The organism is Microbacterium flavum (genome assembly GCF_018717645.1).
Lineage (GTDB): Bacteria > Actinomycetota > Actinomycetes > Actinomycetales > Microbacteriaceae > Microbacterium > Microbacterium flavum.
On sequence record NZ_JAFLHG010000008.1, the window covers coordinates 48,187 to 66,546 of the forward strand.

At 70.8% G+C, this 18,360-nt stretch carries 19 protein-coding genes; 12 read left to right on the plus strand and 7 right to left on the minus strand.

Going from position 1 to position 18,360, the window contains the following annotated elements; genetic code table 11:
• Positions 1–65 precede the first annotated feature (65 nt).
• The gene (gene tilS, locus J0P97_RS09740; protein WP_215487594.1) at positions 66–1,061 is read left to right on the plus strand and encodes a tRNA lysidine(34) synthetase TilS; all 996 of its coding nucleotides are present in this window, start codon (positions 66–68) and stop codon (positions 1,059–1,061) included.
• Between the two features lie 51 nt (positions 1,062–1,112).
• Here the strand turns inward: tilS and J0P97_RS09745 are convergent, their stop codons facing one another.
• On the minus strand, positions 1,113–1,676 hold the full coding sequence (locus tag J0P97_RS09745; protein ID WP_215487595.1) for a DUF937 domain-containing protein: 564 nt from the start codon (positions 1,674–1,676) through the stop codon (positions 1,113–1,115).
• A 158-nt stretch (positions 1,677–1,834) separates the two neighbouring features.
• Here J0P97_RS09745 and hpt point away from each other — a divergent pair, with 158 nt between their 5' ends.
• From hpt to J0P97_RS09795, 10 genes are all read left to right on the plus strand, one after another.
• Complete coding sequence (hpt, locus tag J0P97_RS09750) at positions 1,835–2,386, plus strand: hypoxanthine phosphoribosyltransferase (protein WP_215487596.1); 552 nt, start codon at positions 1,835–1,837, stop codon at positions 2,384–2,386.
• Positions 2,387–2,490: 104 nt separating this feature from the next.
• Positions 2,491–4,503, plus strand: coding sequence for an ATP-dependent zinc metalloprotease FtsH (gene ftsH, locus J0P97_RS09755; RefSeq protein WP_215487597.1), 2,013 nt, complete (start codon positions 2,491–2,493; stop codon positions 4,501–4,503).
• Positions 4,504–4,527: 24 nt separating this feature from the next.
• Positions 4,528–5,118, plus strand: coding sequence for a GTP cyclohydrolase I (gene folE, locus J0P97_RS09760; RefSeq protein WP_215487598.1), 591 nt, complete (start codon positions 4,528–4,530; stop codon positions 5,116–5,118).
• 1 nt (position 5,119) lies between these two features.
• The gene (gene folP / locus J0P97_RS09765) at positions 5,120–5,920 is read left to right on the plus strand and encodes a dihydropteroate synthase (RefSeq protein WP_215487599.1); all 801 of its coding nucleotides are present in this window, start codon (positions 5,120–5,122) and stop codon (positions 5,918–5,920) included.
• A gap of 10 nt (positions 5,921–5,930) precedes the next feature.
• On the plus strand, positions 5,931–6,326 hold the full coding sequence (gene folB / locus J0P97_RS09770) for a dihydroneopterin aldolase (protein WP_215487707.1): 396 nt from the start codon (positions 5,931–5,933) through the stop codon (positions 6,324–6,326).
• Positions 6,323–6,859, plus strand: coding sequence for a 2-amino-4-hydroxy-6-hydroxymethyldihydropteridine diphosphokinase (gene folK / locus J0P97_RS09775; protein ID WP_215487600.1), 537 nt, complete (start codon positions 6,323–6,325; stop codon positions 6,857–6,859). Before folB ends, folK begins: the two co-directional genes overlap by 4 nt.
• Positions 6,856–7,347, plus strand: a complete 492-nt coding sequence (locus tag J0P97_RS09780; RefSeq protein WP_215487601.1) for a DUF3180 family protein — start codon at positions 6,856–6,858, stop codon at positions 7,345–7,347. Before folK ends, J0P97_RS09780 begins: the two co-directional genes overlap by 4 nt.
• Positions 7,292–7,936 carry a PH domain-containing protein gene (locus J0P97_RS09785; RefSeq protein ID WP_215487602.1) on the plus strand — a complete coding sequence of 215 codons (645 nt, stop codon included), beginning with the start codon at positions 7,292–7,294 and terminating at the stop codon, positions 7,934–7,936. Before J0P97_RS09780 ends, J0P97_RS09785 begins: the two co-directional genes overlap by 56 nt.
• Entirely contained in the window at positions 7,933–9,591 is a 1,659-nt protein-coding gene (locus J0P97_RS09790; RefSeq protein WP_308163536.1) for a PH domain-containing protein, read from the plus strand. The genes J0P97_RS09785 and J0P97_RS09790 overlap by 4 nt, the downstream gene beginning before the upstream one ends.
• Positions 9,588–10,271, plus strand: coding sequence for a DUF2520 domain-containing protein (locus J0P97_RS09795; RefSeq protein ID WP_215487603.1), 684 nt, complete (start codon positions 9,588–9,590; stop codon positions 10,269–10,271). Before J0P97_RS09790 ends, J0P97_RS09795 begins: the two co-directional genes overlap by 4 nt.
• Here J0P97_RS09795 and J0P97_RS09800 read toward each other — a convergent pair.
• The 6 genes from J0P97_RS09800 to J0P97_RS09830 are packed head-to-tail and all read right to left on the minus strand — an operon-like array spanning position 10,256 to position 17,048.
• Positions 10,256–11,728: a serine hydrolase domain-containing protein gene (locus J0P97_RS09800; protein ID WP_215487604.1), complete on the minus strand. Its 1,473-nt coding sequence runs from the start codon at positions 11,726–11,728 to the stop codon at positions 10,256–10,258. The genes J0P97_RS09795 and J0P97_RS09800 overlap by 16 nt on opposite strands.
• The gene (locus tag J0P97_RS15940) at positions 11,728–13,545 is read right to left on the minus strand and encodes a membrane dipeptidase (RefSeq protein ID WP_308163537.1); all 1,818 of its coding nucleotides are present in this window, start codon (positions 13,543–13,545) and stop codon (positions 11,728–11,730) included. The genes J0P97_RS09800 and J0P97_RS15940 overlap by 1 nt, the downstream gene beginning before the upstream one ends.
• A 9-nt stretch (positions 13,546–13,554) precedes the next feature.
• Positions 13,555–14,427, minus strand: a complete 873-nt coding sequence (locus J0P97_RS09815) for an aminodeoxychorismate lyase (protein WP_215487605.1) — start codon at positions 14,425–14,427, stop codon at positions 13,555–13,557.
• Between the two features lie 43 nt (positions 14,428–14,470).
• Positions 14,471–15,595 (minus strand): o-succinylbenzoate synthase, encoded by a 1,125-nt coding sequence (gene menC / locus J0P97_RS09820; protein ID WP_246540198.1) that lies wholly within the window; start codon positions 15,593–15,595, stop codon positions 14,471–14,473.
• On the minus strand, positions 15,592–16,284 hold the full coding sequence (locus J0P97_RS09825; RefSeq protein WP_215487606.1) for a MurR/RpiR family transcriptional regulator: 693 nt from the start codon (positions 16,282–16,284) through the stop codon (positions 15,592–15,594). Before J0P97_RS09825 ends, menC begins: the two co-directional genes overlap by 4 nt.
• Complete coding sequence (locus J0P97_RS09830) at positions 16,284–17,048, minus strand: GNAT family N-acetyltransferase (protein WP_215487607.1); 765 nt, start codon at positions 17,046–17,048, stop codon at positions 16,284–16,286. The genes J0P97_RS09825 and J0P97_RS09830 overlap by 1 nt, the downstream gene beginning before the upstream one ends.
• Before the next feature lie 137 nt (positions 17,049–17,185).
• Between J0P97_RS09830 and J0P97_RS09835 the strand changes: the two genes are divergently transcribed.
• Positions 17,186–18,340, plus strand: a complete 1,155-nt coding sequence (locus tag J0P97_RS09835; protein ID WP_215487608.1) for a M20/M25/M40 family metallo-hydrolase — start codon at positions 17,186–17,188, stop codon at positions 18,338–18,340.
• Positions 18,341–18,360: the final 20 nt, after the last annotated feature.

Sequence of the window (18,360 nt, forward strand, 5' to 3'; positions counted from 1 at the left end):
CTCCTTCGGAAGGTCGGTGGATGCCGGCCCCCAGCCTAGTCGCGCGGGTCGATAGCGTGGATGTCATGGACCGCCGACCGAGCCTCGATCCCGCCGTCGCCGAGATCCGCCGGGCGGTGCGCGGGGCGCTGGCGGAGGTGTCGGGACCCGTGCTCGTGGGCCTCTCCGGAGGCGCCGACTCACTCGCGCTCGCCTCGGCGGTGGCATTCGAGGCGCCGAAGGCGGGCGTCGAGGCGCACGCCGTGGTCATCGACCACGGCCTCCAGGAGGGATCGGACACCGTCGCCCGGAGAGCCGCGGAGAGGGCGGGCGCCATGGGCCTGCGCGCTCGCGTCGTCAGGATCGAGGTGCCCCCTCCCGCCGAGGGAGGCGGGCCCGAAGCTGTGGCCCGCGATGGTCGCCGGGCGGCGCTCATCGCGGACGCGAAGGCCACGGGCGCCGAGGCGATCCTCCTCGCGCACACCCTCGACGACCAGGCCGAGACGGTGCTCATCGGCCTCGCCCGCGGGTCGGGCGCGGCCAGCCTGGGGGCGATGTCGCCGGAGCGGGTCGAGGAGGGCATCCGCATCCTGCGACCCCTCCTCGGCGCCCGCCGCGCGACGACGCGCGCCGCCTGCCGAGCCGAGGGCCTGCCGGTGTGGGAGGACCCGCACAACCTCGACCGTCGCTTCCTGCGCGTGCGGGTGCGCCAAGACGTCATGCCCGTCCTCGAGGCGGAGCTCGGGCCGGGGGTCGCCGAAGCCCTCGCGCGCACGAGCGACCAGCTGCGCGAGGATGCCGAGGCCTTCGCCGACATGATCGACGAGACCATCGAGGACATCGTCGAGCACGCCGAAGCGGGCATCGCGGTCTCGGTCGCGGCGCTCGCCGCGAACCCGCCGGCTCTCCGCCATCGGATCATCCGGCACGTCGTGGCGAGCGAGTTCGGCGTGAGTCTCACCCGTGCCCAGACCCTGGAGGTCGCCCGACTCGTGACGGACTGGCGGGGTCAGGGGCCGATCGATCTTCCCGGGTGCCGCGCGCAGCGCGCGGGCACCCGGCTCGTGATCAGCGCGGCCTGAGCCGGGGAGGCTCAGGCGCGGGCTCGTGTCGAACGCGCGGCCGGACGACCCCTACTTCTTGCCGCCGAACAGGCCGCCCAGGAGCCCGCCGATGTCGAAGCCCCCGGGCGCACCGGCGGCGCCGTTCGACGAGCCGCCCCCCAGAAGCCCGCCGATGAGGTCGCCGATGCCGCCCTGCGACGGTGCATCGCCGGCCGCGGAGGACGGCGCGCCGCCGGGAGAGGCCTGCGCCTGGTTCTTCGCCAGCATGCCCATGACGATCGGGGCGAGCATCGGCAGCAGTGCGCCGAAGTCGATTCCGGCGGTCTTCGAGTCGGCGGTCAGCGCGTGCGCGACATCCTGCTCCTTGCCGCCGAACACGTGCGAGAGGATCTTCTCCCCGTCCGCCGTATCGACGTCGTCGACGGATGCCGGGATCGACGCGTCGGCGTGCTTGCCGAGCGCAGCCTCGATGGCCGCCGACCCTTCGCTCGTCGATGCGTTCTGCTGCAGGCCGCTCAGGATCGCGCCGCCACCCTGAGACACGGCCGCCTGTGCGGTGTCGGCGTCGACTCCGAGCTTCGCGGCGATCTGATCGATCGGCAGGTTCTTGAGAATGTCATCCAGTCCAGCCATGGCCGGCTCCTTCCGAGGATTCCGGGCAGACCATCGCGCGGGTGCGGACCCGCACGCCCGTGGGACTCACCGTAGTGCGCTGACCCGCCGGCGCACATGCCTTTTCCGACGGAGCCACCACCCCCGTCGCCCGCCGCCGAGCCGCCTAGAATCGAGGGATGCGCGCAGCCGAGATCGCTGACCAGTTGACCACTGTCCTCGTCACCGAGGAGGAGATCCGCGAGAAGCTCGACGAGCTCGCCCGGCGGGTCGAGAGCGACTACGACGGCAAGGAGCTCCTGCTCGTCGGCGTGCTCAAGGGCGCGGTCATGGTGATGGCCGACTTCGCCCGGGCACTGAACCGTCCGCTGGAGATGGACTGGATGGCCGTGTCCTCCTACGGCGCCGGCACGAAGTCGAGCGGTGTCGTGCAGATCCGGAAAGACCTGGACACCGACCTCACGGGCAAGCACGTCCTGATCGTCGAGGACATCATCGACTCCGGGCTGACGTTGAGCTGGCTGCTGGAGAACTTCGCCTCCCGCGGCGCCGCCTCGATCGAGATCCTCGCCCTGCTGCGCAAGCCGGAGGCGGCGAAGGTCCACATCGACTCGAAGTACGTCGGCTTCGACATCCCCACGGAGTTCGTCGTCGGATACGGCCTCGACTACAACGAGCGCTACCGGAACCTCCGCGACGTCGCCGTCCTCGCGCCGCACGTCTACAGCTGACGCGGGGCGACCCCTCGACAGGCTCGGGGACCGGCGGGCGCCGCGTACGCCGTGGGCGAATGCACAGTCACGCCATAGTGAGGGCGGGGTAGCCTGATCGGACCATGGATTTCAAGAAGCTCGCGCGCAACCCGTTCGTCTACGTGTTGCTCATCGGTGCCCTTCTCGTGCTGGGCGTGTCGCTGATCACGTCGCTCACGGCCGCCAAGCAGGTCACGACGCAGGAGGGGCTCACACTCCTCAAGGGGGGCTCGGTCTCCGAGGTGACGAACACCGACGGCGACCAGCGGGTGGATCTCACTCTGTCGAAGCCGTACGAGGGCGCGAACCAGGTGCAGTTCTACTACGTCGGCGCGCGCGCGGACGAGGTCGTCGCGGCCATCGATGCCGCGAACCCGTCGGACGGCTTCGATGATGTCGTGCCGCGCACGACCTTCTTCGAGAGCATGATCTCGCTCCTCCTGCCGCTGCTGCTGCTCGGCCTCCTCTTCTGGTTCTTCTTCTCCGCCGCCCAGGGCGGCAACAGCAAGGTGATGCAGTTCGGCAAGTCGCGCGCGAAGCTCGTGACGAAGGAGACCCCCACGGTCACCTTCGCCGACGTCGCCGGGGCGGACGAGGCCATCGAGGAGATGCAGGAGATCAAGGACTTCCTGAAGGACCCGGCCAAGTTCCAGGCGGTCGGTGCCCGCATCCCGAAGGGCGTGCTGCTGTACGGCCCTCCCGGGACGGGCAAGACCCTCCTCGCCCGCGCCGTCGCCGGCGAGGCCGGTGTGCCGTTCTACTCGATCTCGGGCTCCGACTTCGTCGAGATGTTCGTCGGCGTCGGCGCGAGCCGCGTGCGCGACCTGTTCACGCAGGCCAAGGAGAACGCCCCCGCCATCATCTTCATCGACGAGATCGACGCCGTCGGCCGCCATCGCGGTGCCGGCATGGGCGGCGGCCACGACGAGCGCGAGCAGACGCTCAACCAGATGCTCGTCGAGATGGACGGGTTCGACCCGAAGGTCTCGGTCCTCGTGATCGCCGCGACGAACCGCCCCGACATCCTCGACCCGGCCCTCCTGCGCCCGGGCCGCTTCGACCGTCAGATCGGCGTCGACGCGCCGGACCTCAAGGGCCGGCAGAAGATCCTCGAGGTGCACGGACGCGGCAAGCCGCTCGCCGCCTCGGTGGACCTGTCTGTCATCGCCCGCAAGACCCCCGGCTTCACCGGCGCGGACCTCGCGAACGTGCTGAACGAGGCGGCGCTGCTCACCGCCCGGTCGAACGCGCAGCTCATCGACATGCGCGCCCTCGACGAGGCGATCGATCGCGTCATCGCCGGCCCCCAGCGCCGTACCCGAGTCATGAAGGACAAGGAGAAGCTCATCACGGCCTACCACGAGGGCGGCCACGCCCTCGCCGCCGCCGCGATGAACAACACCGACCCCGTCACGAAGGTCACGATCCTCCCGCGCGGCAAGGCCCTCGGCTACACGATGGTGCTCCCGCTCGAGGACAAGTACTCCGTCACCCGCAACGAGCTGCAGGATCAGCTCGCGTACGCGATGGGCGGCCGTGTCGCGGAGGAGATCGTCTTCCACGACCCGACGACCGGGGCATCCAACGACATCGAGAAGGCGACCGGCATCGCGCGCAAGATGGTCACCGAGTACGGCATGACCACCGAGGTCGGCCCGGTGAAGCTCGGCTCGTCGTCCGGCGAGGTGTTCATGGGCCGCGACATGGGTCACGGCCGCGAGTTCAGCGAGCGTGTCGCTGAGCGCGTCGACCAGCAGGTGCGCGACCTCATCGAGCAGGCGCACAACGAGGCGTACGAGGTCATCAACGCCAACCGCGACGTTCTCGACCGGCTCGCCCTCGCGCTGTTGGAGAAGGAGACGCTCGACCACCTCGAGCTCGCCGAGATCTTCACCGACGTCAAGAAGCTCCCGCCGCGACCGCAGTGGCTCTCCAGCCAGGAGCGCCCGGTGTCGTCGCTGCCCCCCGTCGAGGTCCCGCGTCGGCAGGACGCCGGGCTGGCGGCATCCACGGAGGCGCCGGCTCAGAGCGCTGCCGCTGCCGGAACGGCGCCTGCGCACCGTCCCGCCGGCCAGGCGCGACCCGCGACCGCCTGACGGCGATCGCATAGGCTCGGGACCGTGCCCGTCGATCGAGTCCGCGTCGCCGCCGCGGTGCGTGAGATCCTCGAGGCGATCGGGGAGGACCCGGATCGCCCCGGGCTGAAGGCGACCCCGCAGCGCGTCGCCGACGCGTACGCGGAGTTCTTCGCCGGCATCGGAGAGGATGCCGCAGCCCCGCTCGCCCATACGATCTCCGTCTCGCGCGGGCCGGCTCCCGACACGCTGCCCTCCGGCGCCGTCGTGCTGCGCGACATCCGCTTCCGCTCGGTCTGCGAGCACCACCTGCTTCCCTTCGCCGGCCGCGCGCACATCGCGTACCTCCCCGGTGAACAGGTTGTCGGGCTCGGAGCTCTGCCGAAGGTCGTCGACATCATCGCGGCACGGCCCCAGGTGCAGGAACGGCTCGGCGAGCAGATCGCCGATGCGATCGCGGGAGCACTCGACGCTCGGGGGGTCCTCGTCGTGCTCGACGCCGTCCACGAGTGCGTGACGATGCGCGGTGGACGCCAGCCGGATGCCGGGGCGGTGACCGTCGCGGCCCGCGGCGACCTCGCCGAGCCCGCCGCCCGCGCCGAGATCATGCTCCTGCTCTCTGCGGCGGAGCGCTGAGATGACCCTCGTCATGGGCATCGTCAACGTGACGCCGGACTCGTTCAGCGACGGCGGCCGCTACCTCGACCCCGCCGCGGCCATCGCGCACGGGCGGGCGCTCCACGCCGCCGGTGCCGCCTTTCTCGACGTCGGCGGGGAATCGACCCGCCCGGGCGCGGAGCGGATCGACCCGGCGGAGGAGCGCGATCGGGTGCTGCCCGTGGTCGCTGCGCTCGCGGACGCCGGAGCCGTGGTAAGCATCGACACCATGAACGCGGCGACCGCGACCGCGGCGGTCGAGGCCGGCGCACGCATCGTGAACGACGTGTCGGGCGGGCTCGCCGACCCCGACATGCTGCCGGCGGTCGCGGCATCCGGTGCCGACGTCGTGCTGCAGCATTGGCGCGGACACTCCGATGACATGTACGCCCGCGCCGAGTACGCCGACGTCGCCACCGAGCTCGTCGGCGAGCTGGGGGAGCGGCTCCGGGCCGCTGCGGCGGCCGGGATCTCCCCCGACCGCGTGATCCTCGACCCCGGGATCGGCTTCGGCAAGCGCGGCGCGCAGAACTGGCGCGCCCTGCAGGGGCTTGACCGGATCGTCGCGATCGGGCCGCGCGTGCTCGTCGGGACCAGCCGCAAGCGCTTCCTCGCGGAGGCCCTGGGCGAGGGCGCCGATGAGGCTCGACGCGACCTCGCGACGGCCGTCACCAGCGTCCTCGCAGCCCAGGCGGGGGCGTGGGCGGTGCGCGTCCACGACGTCGGAGCCACGCGGGACGCGCTCGCGATCGCGCGAGCGTGGGAACGTGGAGGAGCCTGAGGTGGAGACGATGGACGAGATCACCCTGATAGGCGTGCGCGCTGTCGGGCACCACGGGGTCTACCCCGACGAACGGCGCGACGGGCAGGAGTTCGTCGTGGATGCCACGATGTACCTCGACACCGCGCGGGCGGCCGCCACCGATGACGTCGCCGACACGATCCACTACGGCGAGGTGGCCGAGCGCATCGTCCAGATCGTCGCGGGCGATCCCGTCGACCTCCTCGAGACGCTCGCCGCACGGCTGGCGGACGACCTGCTCGCACGGGGCCCCATCCGGCGGGTCGCGATCACGGTGCACAAGCCGCAGGCGCCGATCACCGTGCCCTTCGCGGACGTCTCGGTGACGATCCGACGCGACCGCACCGACCAGGACGCCGCGGCGGCGGCGGGAGGGACGCGATGAACCGGCGACTCGCGCAGGGGTATCAGGGCGACTCGCGCGACCCCGAGCATCCGGAGACGACCGCGGTCGTCGCGCTCGGCGCCAACCTCGGTGACCGCGCGGCGACGATCGACGAGGCCCTCCGGGACCTCGGCAGGATGCCGCTGACGACCGAGGTGCGCGCGGCCGCGCCCATCGAATCCGTCGCCGTGACCGTCGACGGGCCGGATGCCGATGCGCCGGGCTACCTGAACACCGTCGCACTCGTGACGACGCGTCTCGCGCCGAGCGTGCTGCTCGGCTATCTGCACGCCATCGAGGCCCGCCACGGCCGCGAGCGGCGCGAGCGGTGGGGCGACCGCACGCTCGATCTCGACCTCATCGCGTACGGCGAGGTGCGCAGCTCCGACCCCGGGCTGCTCCTGCCGCATCCGCGCGCCGCCGAGCGCGACTTCGTGCTCGGCCCCTGGCTCGTCGTGGATCCGGATGCCGTGCTTCCCGGCGTCGGTCGTGTGGACGCCCTCCTCGAGAACCTCTCCGGCGGCGGCTCATGAAGCGGACGAGCGTCGGCGTCCTCCTCGTCGCGGGTCTCGCGGGGGCCGTCGTCGGGTTCCTCGTCGATCAGATCCTGACCGGCGCGGGCCGCGCGACGTTCACCCCCTCGCTCCTGCTGCCGGTGCTCCTGGTGCTCCTCGGGGCCGCCGACATCGCCTTCGCGCTGCCCATCCGCCGGGCGATCACGGGCGCCGACCCGCGCCCCGTCGACCCGTTCCGAGCCGTGCGGGTCGCGATGCTCGCCAAGGCATCCAGCATCGTCGGCGCGGTCGTCGCCGGGGTTGCGGCGGGTCTGCTCGCATTCCTGCTCACCCGGCCGGTCACCCCCGTAGGCTCGGTGGTGGCGGTGCTGGCGACCCTCGTCGCCGCTCTCGTGCTGCTCGCGGCGGCTCTCGTGGCCGAACGCCTCTGCACCCTCCGGAAGGACGACGATGACGAACAGCCCGGACCCCCTGAGCCCGGACTCGGCCTCTCCCACCACGACTGACACCCCCACCGGCGCCGGCGCGCCCTCCGGGGCCGACGCGCCCTCGGGCACCCTCGACCGGGGAACGTACGACGCGCTGCTCGAGCCGCGCGGCGCGAACCGGCTCCCGCTGCGTCTCGCTGTCGGCGACGGCGTCTGGCACCAGATCTCGCGTCGCTACGTCACGGTTCAGCTGATCTCGACCATCGCCTTCCTCGTGCTGGTGGTCGCGGTGGCTCTCGTGGTGGCGCTCGTCCTGCACCAGGTGTGGGTGTGGATCCCCGCCGGGGTGGTCACCGTCATCACCGTGTGGACCCTCGTCATCCTTCCGCGCCAGGCGCGCGCGTACGGGTATCAGCTGCGCACCGACGACCTCGTCTTCCGTCGGGGCATCCTCTGGCAGCGGCTCGTGGCCGTTCCATACGGCCGGATGCAGCTCGTCGACATCACCCACGGGCCCCTCGACCGTCTGTTCGGCATCGCGCAGCTCAAGCTCGTCACGGCCGCCGCCGCGACCGGGGTCACGATCCCGGGGCTCACCCAGGAGGCGGCGGAGAGGCTCCGCGACACGCTCGTCGCCGTCGCCGAGACCCGCCGGACCGGCCTGTGAGCGAGCCCACCACGGGAGTGCCGCAGCCGCCTCCGCGTTCGATCGCGCCGGACGCGGTGCTGCCTCCGCGCGCGATCGCGGAGGTGCGCTCGCCGCTCAGCGACGGCGAGTGGCATCGCCTCCATCCGCTCACGCCGGTGCTCCGCGGGGGGCTGTTCCTCATCGTCGTCACGGGCTTCGTCGTCGCGAACCTCCGCGATCGGATCATCGCGCTGATCTTCCCCGGGTTCGACGACTGGGAGAGCTACGAGCAGGATCCGGTCGACTACGTCCTGACGAACAACCTGGTCCTCGTCGCCGGTCTCGTCGTCCTCGGCGTGCTCCTCCTGCTGTTCGCGATCTTCTGGCTGTCGTGGCGCTTCCACACCTTCCGGATCACGGGGGACGACGTCGAGGTGCGCAGCGGCGTGTTCTTCCGCACGCACCGGCGCGCGCCGCTGGATCGCGTGCAGGGCGTGAACCTCACGCGCCCCATGGTCGCGCGGCTCCTCGGCACGGCCAAGCTGGAGGTCGTCGGTGCCGGCCTGGACGCCAACGTGAAGCTCGAGTACCTGTCCACCGCCAACGCGGAGGCGGTGCGCGCGGATATCCTGCGTCTTGCGTCGGGTCGCCGCCTCGCCGAAGCGCAGGAGGCCCGGGCGGGTGCATCGGGGGATGCACCCGGCCGCACGCGCGCCGCCGCCGGAATCGTCTCGGCGGGGATCAGCGGACTCATCGACGGGGTGGACGACGCCGACGACCTCGAGCCGGCATCCGTCGTGCACATCCCGTCGGGCCGCCTCATCGCGTCCCACCTGCTCTCGGGGTCTTCGCTGTGGCTGCTCGCCCTCATCGGCGGCGTGATCACGGGGGCGGTCTTCGCGACCCCGTGGATCCTCTTCACGCTCGTGCCGATGGTGATCGCCTTCGGCGCGTACTGGTTCCGGAAGATCACCCGTGCGCTCCGCTACTCGATCGCCCCGACCCGCTCCGGCGTCCGCATCACCTTCGGCCTGTTCACGACGATCACCGAGACGCTGCCCCCGGGCCGCGTCCACGCCGTCGAGGTGTACCAGCCGGTGCTGTGGCGCCGGTTCGGCTGGTGGGCGATCCGGGTCAATCGTCTGTCCGGACGGTCGGCCAGCGACAGCCAGGCACTCCAGCAGGCCGAGGTGCTGCCGGTCGGGACCGCAGCCGATGCGGAGCAGGTTCTGCGCCTGCTGCTCCCGGCGCTGGATGACGACGCCATCGCGGCGCTCTTCGCGGACGGGCTCCTCGGGTCGGCGCGGCAGCCGGGTGATCCGTTCGCGACCACCCCGCGGCGTGCGCGCTGGCTGCGACCACTGTCGTGGCGGCGCAACGGGGCGCTCCTCGCACCGCCCGTCCTGCTCCTGCGTCACGGTGTGCTGCGGCGCACGCTGGTGATCCTGCCGCTCGCCCGACTGCAGTCCGCGCGGATCAGCCAGGGGCCGGTGGACCGTGCGCTGCGTCTGGCGAACCTCACCGGCCACACCGTTCTCGGCCCGGTCTCGGGCTCGCTCGGGGTCATCGACCGCGACGACGCGCTGGATGTCTGGGAACGCACGGCGGCCGCGGTCGTGTCCGCGTCCGCCGCGGATCGTTCGCACCGCTGGGATGCCTCGTCGGAGGCTGTCGAGAAAGAGGAGACCGCGTGAGCCAGGCCAGCCGCCTCGGAGTGGGAGTGATCGGCGCGGGCCGCGTCGGTCCGGTGATCGGCGCGGCGCTCGCCGGCGCCGGGCATGCGCTCACGGGCATCACCTCCGGGTCCGACCCCGACCGCGTCGAGGCCGTGCTGCCCGGAGTCCCCGTCCTCCCCGCCGACGAGATCGTGCGTCGGAGCGAACTGGTCGTTCTCGCCGTCCCCCATGCGGAGCTGCCCGCGGTCGTGTCCGGCCTCGCCGAGCTCGGGGCGTGGCAGGTCGGCCAGCTCGTGCTGCACACTGATCCCGGGTACGGGGTCGAGATGCTCGCGCCGGCGGCATCCCGCGGCGCGATCCCGCTCGCGGTGCACCCGGCGATCAGCTTCACCGGCACCTCGATCGATCTGCGTCAGCTCGCGGGAGCGTTCGCCGCGGTCACCGCACCCGCCGCAGTGCTCCCCATCGCGCAGGCGCTCGCCGTCGAGCTCGGCTGCGAGCCGGTCGTCATCGCCGAAGCCGATCGTGCGCTCTACGGGGAGGCCATCGCGACGGCATCGGAGTTCTCGGCATCCATCGTCCGGCAGGCGGCTGGGCTGCTGCAGGGAACGGGAGTGGAGGAGCCGGGCCGTTTCCTCGCCTCCCTGCTCCACTCCACGATCGAGCAGGCCCTCATCGACCCCTATATCGAGGACTGATCGCGCGCCCCCACGGAGATCGCCTGCACGATCGGCACGGACAGGCCCATCATGTGGACCTCGCATCGCAGTGCGCCGTGCTCCGTCGGCAGATCCCATCGCAGCGTGGACGCCTCGGGCGCTGACACCACGCGGGAGGCCACCGGGGGTGCGTCTGGGATCGGAGTGCCGAGGGTGTCGAACAGGGCGGACAGGCGCCGGTCCCGCACCTCGACGGGGATGTCTTGCAACACGTTGCGGCTGAACAGCGCGCCGGCGTCGGCGAAGGAGCGACGTTCGCGGATCACGTCATCGATGGTTCGAGCCGCCTCCCGCGTCGCCGCCCAGACCTCGTCCCAGGGCGACGCGGCCGTGCGTGCGCTCAGCAGATGGTCGAGGGCGGACGCGGTGACCTGCCATGCGGGGAACTCGTCCGAGTTGCCGAATGCCACCACGCCCAGTCCTGACTCCGGATGCCATCGCATGTGCGCGGCGAAGCCAGGGAGTCCTCCCGCGTGACCGACGGTGCGGCCGAACTGGACGTCGTGCTCTACGACGAGGCCGTAGCCGTACCCCGCCGCGACGAGTTCTCTCCCGCCGAAACGGGTCGCCCGGGTCGGGTTGACGGTGTGCAGGCGCTGCAGCTCCCGGCGTGCCGCGCTCGACAGCACAGCTCGACCCCCGTCGGGATCGCGATCGTCGAAGCCGTCGATGAGGAATCCCATCCAACGGGCGATGTCGTCGGCGGTGGAGAAGAGACTGCCGATGCACGCGAGCGCGCCCGACCCCGCAGAGGGCGCCGGAATGAACGTCGCTCCGTCGTCGAAGGTGCGAAACCCCCTGGCCACGTCGGCGTCACGACCGAACGCGTCGGCGGTCCAGCGGGTATTCGTCAGGCCCAGCGGCCCCAGGATTCTCTCGTCGATGACGCGTTCCACGGGCCGCTCCGTGACGGCCTCTATCGCGCGTCCGATCATCGACATGCCGATGTTGGAGTACTGGTAGAGCGTGCCCGGCGAGGCAGACAGCTGCAGCCCCGATGTGATGATCTCCATGATCTCGGACCGGCTCGCACCCAGGTGATCATCACCCCACGGATTGTCCTCGGGAAGGCCGGACCTGTTCGCCAGCAGATCCGCGAGCGTGATGCGCGCCGGCGCTCCGCGGAACCGGGCTGCCCCCATCGCGGGGACGTACTCCGACACCGGCGCCCCGAGCTCGAGCAGCCCGTCCTCGCGCAGAGACAGCGCCGTCGCGGCGAGGAAGCTCTTCGTGAGCGAGGCGATCCGGAAGACGGTGCGGGCGGTCGTGGGTGTCCCGTCGCGCCTCGGCTCGCCGAAGGCGAGGGCCGCGCGCACCTCCCCACTCTCAATCACCGCCGCCATCCCGCCGGGCGCCCGGCGGCGCGCGGCGTCTGTGAGCGCGGCTTCCAATGCCGCGTGGTGCACGTTCGGGTCCGCGTCCGAGGATTCCGGCATTATTCTCCCTCCCGATCCGTCGGCGACCGACGGGCCGCGGCGGCCACGGCGGCGGCGAAGGCCGTGATCATCCCCCGGCTGGCGGCGGTGTTCTCGGCGTCGACGAGGCGGGCCGCGGCGACCAGCTCGGCGACCGAGGCGTCTCCGGGCGCGGGATCGGTCGGCTCTTCCCAGCCCCACAGGTCATCGGCGCACACTTCGGGGTGGAACTGCACCCCGCGCACGTGATCTCCGACGCGGAATGCCTGATTGTCCACGCCAGCGCTCGACGCCAGCAGGACCGCGCCTGGGGGAAGCTCGGTGATCATGTCCTGATGATTCTCGATCATCGGAGCGCCGGTTCCGATCGCGGACAGCACAGCATCGTCGGTCGCAGCGGCGAGGGGGCGGATGTCGGTGGCTCCCCGCTCCTTGGGGCCGGTCTTGGCTTTCACCGTCCCCCCGGCGACGTGGGCGATGATCTGCGCGCCGAGACAGATGCCGAGCGTGGGCAGGTCGGCCTCGATCGCCTCGGCGGCCAGCGAGCGCTCGGCGGCGAGCCACGGACCCTCTTCGTCGTCATCGGGCATGAGTCCTCCGCCGAGCATGATGAGGCCCGAATAGCCGTCGAGGGAGGCGGGGAGGCCCGCGGGGCCGAGAACGACGTGTGGGTCGACTCCCGCGTCCGTGAGCCATCCGATCAGACGCCGCGGCCCTGAGGATCTGACGTTCTGCACGACGAGCACGCGCGGGCGGTCGGTCGCAGCCCGCTCGCGCGCGGCGACGTCCACGACGGGGGCGATCCCGATCGGCTCTCCGGCGGTCCCGGAGAGGAAGGCGCGGTAGTCCTCGTCGACCTCACCCCACACGCGCAGGATGTTGCCGTGTCCGAGGGCATCGAGATCGTCATCGGACCAGCCGCGTCGGGCGAGTTCCGCCATGAGGGCGGGATATCCGCTCACATCCGCCAAGCCGTCGGGCATCGCGTCGGTTCCATCGAAATCGCCGCCGAGTCCGACCGCGGCGATCCCCGCCACATCGCGGACGTGCTCGACGTGGTCCGCGACGATTCCCACATCCACACGGGGAGGCGTGCCGTTCTGGCCGGCCTTCACCCATTCCCATCGCTCCGGAGAGAGGAAGGACGGAACGAAGGTGATCATCACGACCCCACCCGCGGCGCCGATCCGGGCGAGGACGTCGTCGGGGACGTTTCGGGGATGTCCGCACAGCGCCTGCGCCCCCGAGTGGCTCACGATCACGGGTCGGCTGCTCGCATCGAGGGCGTCGCGCATGGTGTCGGGAGAGACATGTGCGAGATCGACGAGAACTCCGATCCGGTTCATCTCGGCGACCACGTCGCGGCCGAACATCGTCAGCCCGCCGTGCCGGGCGACATCGGTCGCCGAGTCGGCCCACGAGGTCGTCCGCGACCACGTCAATGTGACGTATCGCGCACCGAGGCGAGCGAACTGCCGGAGCGCGGCGAGCGAGCCGCCGAGCTGGTCGCCCCCCTCGATCCCGATGACCGATCCGATCCTGCCTGCACCGACGGCACCGCGCATGAGCTCCGCCGTGGGGGTCCACGCCAGATCGCCGGGGTACGCATCGATCAGGCGGCGGACGAGATCGATCTGCTCGAGGGTGGCGACCACCTGCTCCGGTCCGACGAGGGCTGGATCGACCCACACCGACCAGAACTGCCCTCCGACGCCACCTCGGCGCAGTCGCGGCAGGTCGGTGTGGAACCCCTCGAGATTGCGTGAGACACCGTCCACGCGCGCTGCGCGCTCCTCGCGCAGCGCCCACGGCAGGTCGTTGTGCCCGTCGATGATCATGTGCATCCTTCATCGCCTCCGAGCATCGAGGCCGGCGTTCATGAGGGTGGTGCTCTCGGTGTCCACCGTGATCTCCTTGTCGTCGAGTCGGCTGATCGGCGCCGCGCCTCGTGTGGAGGAGCACAGCCAGAGGGCATCGGCGCTGATCAGATCGTCCGGTGTGAGCTCGCGGATGTGGGTCGTTCGGCCTGCGGCACGAAGGGCGGAGAAGCAATCGTGCTGCGTCGTCCCCGGCAGGATCCCGAGTTCTGCGGGGGGCGTGACGAACTCGTCGCCGCGGCGCGAGATGACGGTCGAACTGGGGCCCTCGAGGATGAGTCCGTCGGTGGAGACGAAGACGACGTCATCGGCACCACGGCGGCGCGCCTCCCGGAGCGCCGCCATGTTCACGGCGTAGGACAGCGTCTTGGCGCCCTGCAGCAGCCAGGGCGAGGTCGCCGCGACATCCGAGCGGTATCCGCGGTCGAGAGTCACGACACGGACCGGCGTCGGTCCCCCTTCCGGTCGCGCGGGAGGAAGGAAGCCGAGAAGCCAGCAGGTCGGCGCGCCGTCCCCCGCCTCGTCGCCTCGCGACATGACGTATCTCACCGCCCCGCGGGGATGTGCGGCCAGCCGTTGGGCCACGGTGTCCACGGCCGCCCGCCATCGGTCACGGTCCGGCTCGGGGAGGTCGAGCAGGCGGGCTGAGCGCGCGAACCTGTCGAGGTGAGCCTCCACGGCCTGCGGCCGCCCATGGACGACCACGATCGTCTCGAAGATGCCATCACCGCGGGTCGCCGCCAGGTCCGTCGCGGCGAGGAGCGGCGTCCGTGCCGACACCTCGGTGAGGTCGGCGCCGGCGGTCGCCGACGGGTCGAGAAGGAACAGGGCGACGGGGATCATGAGGTCTCCGGAGAAGAGGTCGGGCGGGATCGGGGCCGAGAGCTCAGACGGTCGCGACGTGCGAATCGACGGTCTGGACGGTGTGGGAGCTGATGGCCTCGTCGTCGACCTCGTAGCCGAGGCCGGCGCCCGTGGGCACCTGCACCTGCCCGGCGACCGCCGACACCGGAGGCGAGACGACGTCGCGGGAGTAGTACTTGTCGGATCCGGAGACGTCAGACGGAAGCGTGAATCCAGCGAGCGAGGACAGCGCCACGTTCGCCGCTCGGCCGATTCCGAACTCGTGCATTCCCCCGCACCAGACGGGGATGCCGTGCGCGCGCGCCAGATCGTGGGCATCCCGGGCCGCTGTCAGACCTCCCATTCGCGACACCTTGATGTTGAGGATCCGTCCCGCGTCGATGGCGATCATCGTGCGGAGGTCGTCGACGGTCGTGATGCTCTCGTCGAGACAGACCGGCGTCCGCAACCGCCGTTGCAGGCGCGCGTGCGCTTCGAAGGCGCGCGGAGCGAAAGGCTGCTCGAGCATGGTGAGGCCCTCTGCGTCCAGCGCACGCATCACGGCGAATGCGTCGTCGGTGTCGGAGTAGGCGCCATTGGCGTCCACGTGAAGATCCAGATGAGGGTGGGCTGCGCGTACGGCGCGAACCGGGTCGACGTCCCATCCCGGCGCGATCTTCAGCTTCACGCGGCGATATCCGGCTGCCATCTGCGCGTCGACCTGCGAGAGCAGCGCGGGGATCGTCGGTTCGATGCCCAATGAGACACCCGCGGTGACGGTCGTGCGGGTTCCGCCCAGAGCCGAGGAGAGCGACTGGTCGTTCGCGCGGGCGAACAGGTCCCATACCGCGATGGAGTAGCCGGCCTTCGCGAACTCGTGCCCGCGGATCTTCGCCCACGTCGCCTCGATCTCGCGCGGGTGGTCCCAGTGCGTTCCGAGCACCGCCGGAGTCAGATACCGAGTGGCGATGAGCATCGCGGTATCCGTGGTCTCGGGTCCGTAAAAGGGGTCTGCGGGCGACGCGATCTCCCCCCAGCCGGTGCGTCCCGATTCGTCGATCAGCTCGACGATGATGTGCTCCAGAGAACTCTTGCGATGGGAACTCGTCTGGAAGCTGTGCACGAGGGGCAGGAGCACTCGGCGCAGGCGGATGCGCTCGACTCTCATCCGGGAGCTCCGGCGCCGGTCGATCGATTCTCGACGTGGTAGAGGTCGAGGTCGACCGCCAACTCGTCGCGCATCGCGAGGCGACGCCGCGCGCCCTTCGCGCTCGCCGCGGTCAGCGTGCCCAGCAAATGACACACGGCGGCGACGGCGGTGGGCGAGTCCGCGGAGGAGGCGGAGTTGGTGTGCACCGGGAGCAGCACGGATGCCACGTCCGCAAGCGGAGCGTCCTGCGCATCGGTCACGACGATCAGCTCTCCGCCCGCCCTGCTGAACAGCTGTCCGAAGCGGACGGTCTCCTCGCGGTACCGACGCATCGTGAATGCCACGAGGACGTCCGACGCGCGGACATCGGTCAGAACGGTGAGATCCGTCAGGCTGCGCCCGTCCACGACGAACACGTTCGAGAGCGTCGTCGCGAGGTCCGCACCCAGCAGGTCGGCGTAAGCTGCACCCTTCCCCCGCCCCGTGATGTAGCGCCGGCGAGCCCCGAGGATGAGGGCGACCGCGCGCGAGATGTCACCGCTCGCTCCCAGTTCGGCGAACGTCAGCGCCAGGGAGCGCGTCTCGGTCTCGATCACCTTGGCCAACAACGCCTCCGCCGAGATGTTCGTGCGAAAGCGCTCGCCGTATCGGTCCCCGGGCGAGCTGAGCTCGCGGTCGCGGGGATCATCGTGCTCATCGATGGACATCAGGACCCCTCTCGGGACATGGGCACGGCCAGGTAGGCGCTCGTCGAAGCGTCCACGGCGGCGCAACTGACGAGTCTCCGGCCGACCAGCGCGGCCTCCAACCCCGATCGGACCTTCTCATCCTGGCCGGCAGCACGAGGCGCGCGGGGCTCCGGGACAGCGACCCACACGGCTCCGGCTCCCGCGTCGAGGGCATCGCCGAACCTGCCGGACAGTCCGACCGGTGCCAGGCGGTGCCGATGGTCGCGGTACGGGTCATCGGCGCCGCTGAGGTCCCAGTCGACGACGAGACGGTCGCTGTCGGGCCGATCGTAGAAGTCGCGCTCGAACCGGACGCCGTTCGCCCCCAGTGAGACGAGGTTGAAGTGGGCGTTCCGCGTCAGGAGGGGATCGAACGTCCACCGCATCCGGGTCTGCCCCCACGCCCGCGCGACCTCGCGCTGCGCGAGCTTCATCTGTCGCCCGATTCCCCTGCCCTGATGGAGCGGATCGACGGCGGCGGCCTGCGAGTAGTGGAAGTGCGCACCGCTGGCGTCGGTCGCGGCGAATCCGTAGACGAACCCGATCAGGTCCCCGTCAGACGCGTCGAAGGCGCCGATCGTCGATCCGCCATTCTTTCGCAGTGCGGTGAGGAGGTGCGCGTTGAGCCCGAAGTCGCTGCCGGAGTAGCCGAACACCCGGGTGTAGAGCGCAGCGGCGTCCCGGTAGTCGGCGGCGGCATGCAGAGACTCCACGCGAAGACCGGCCTGCAGCGGAAAGGGCACGATACGTTTCCTATGATCTCGATTTCATGGTCTTGAGTTGAGAATTTATGTGATCAAACCGGTCCGCACAAGCGCCAGGTTGCGGCAGATCTGTTTCGTATCTCGACTTTCCGGCCGTCTCCGTGGAAGATGAACGCATGCCTGAGAGCGCGGCTGCTTCCGATCATGATGCCCCCTTCCGGGTCGCCTGTGAACGGCTCGAGCGGCTCGTCGCTGTGGAGACGCCCTCGCGGGATGCGGCGGCCAGTGCGGAGATCGCGGAGCTTCTGGCCGGGTGGTGGAACGCTGCAGGTGCCCGGGTCGAGACCGTCGTCACGGATGCCGGTGTCTGTGTCGTCGCCGATGTGGCGGGTGTCGGCGCTCCCGTGCTGCTGGTCGGGCACTCGGACACGGTGTGGCCGCGCGGCACGCTCCAGGGCGAGGTCCCCTGGGTGCGGGAGGGTGATGTCGTCCGCGGGCCCGGCACATATGACATGAAGAGCGGGCTCGTCACAATGCTGGCTGCGGTCGAGGCCACCCGCGACCTGCCGCGCCGCGCGGTGAGAGTCGTCGTGGTCTGCGATGAGGAGGTCGGCTCGCCCACCACGACGGATCTTCTGCGGGATGTCTCCCGCGACGTCTCCGCCGTGGTGGGGTTCGAGGCGCCGCATCCGGACGGAGCCTTGAAAGTCGGGCGACGAGGCAGCACCCGGTTGCAGGTGAGCGTGACCGGGCGCGCCTCACACGCGGCACTGGATCCGCGCGCGGGAGTCTCGGCGATCGACGAGCTCGTCGATCAACTCCTCGCGATCCGCGACCTGGTGGCCGATCCGTCGCTGCCGTCGCAGGTCCTGTGCAATGTGGGAACCGTTTCCGGCGGCACGCGGGCGAACGTGGTGTCCGCGTCAGCCTCGGCGGAGATCGGCCTGCGTTTCGAGGACCCGGACACCGAGGCTCTCGTCCTCGACCGTCTCCTTCGCCTCTCCCCGATCCGCGAGGGGTCGGTGATCGAGGTGGTGTCCCTCAGTCGACGTCCCGCGTGGAGTCCGTCCTCTGCCGACCGCGCTCTGGCGGCGCGCCTGCGAAGAGCAGCCGAGCGGAACGGCCAGATCCTGGGCGCGCGGCCCGCGGCGGGCGCCGGAGACGCGAATCAGCTCGGTTCATGGGGGATCCCCACCGTCGACGGGATGGGGCCGCGAGGTGGCGGCGCCCACGCCGCCAGCGAGCACATCCTGCTCTCCTCCCTCCGCGAACGCATCGCTCTGCTGGCGACCTTCCTCCTGGACGTCGACGATGATCGGGCAACGATATGAATCGAATGATCATGGCTTCA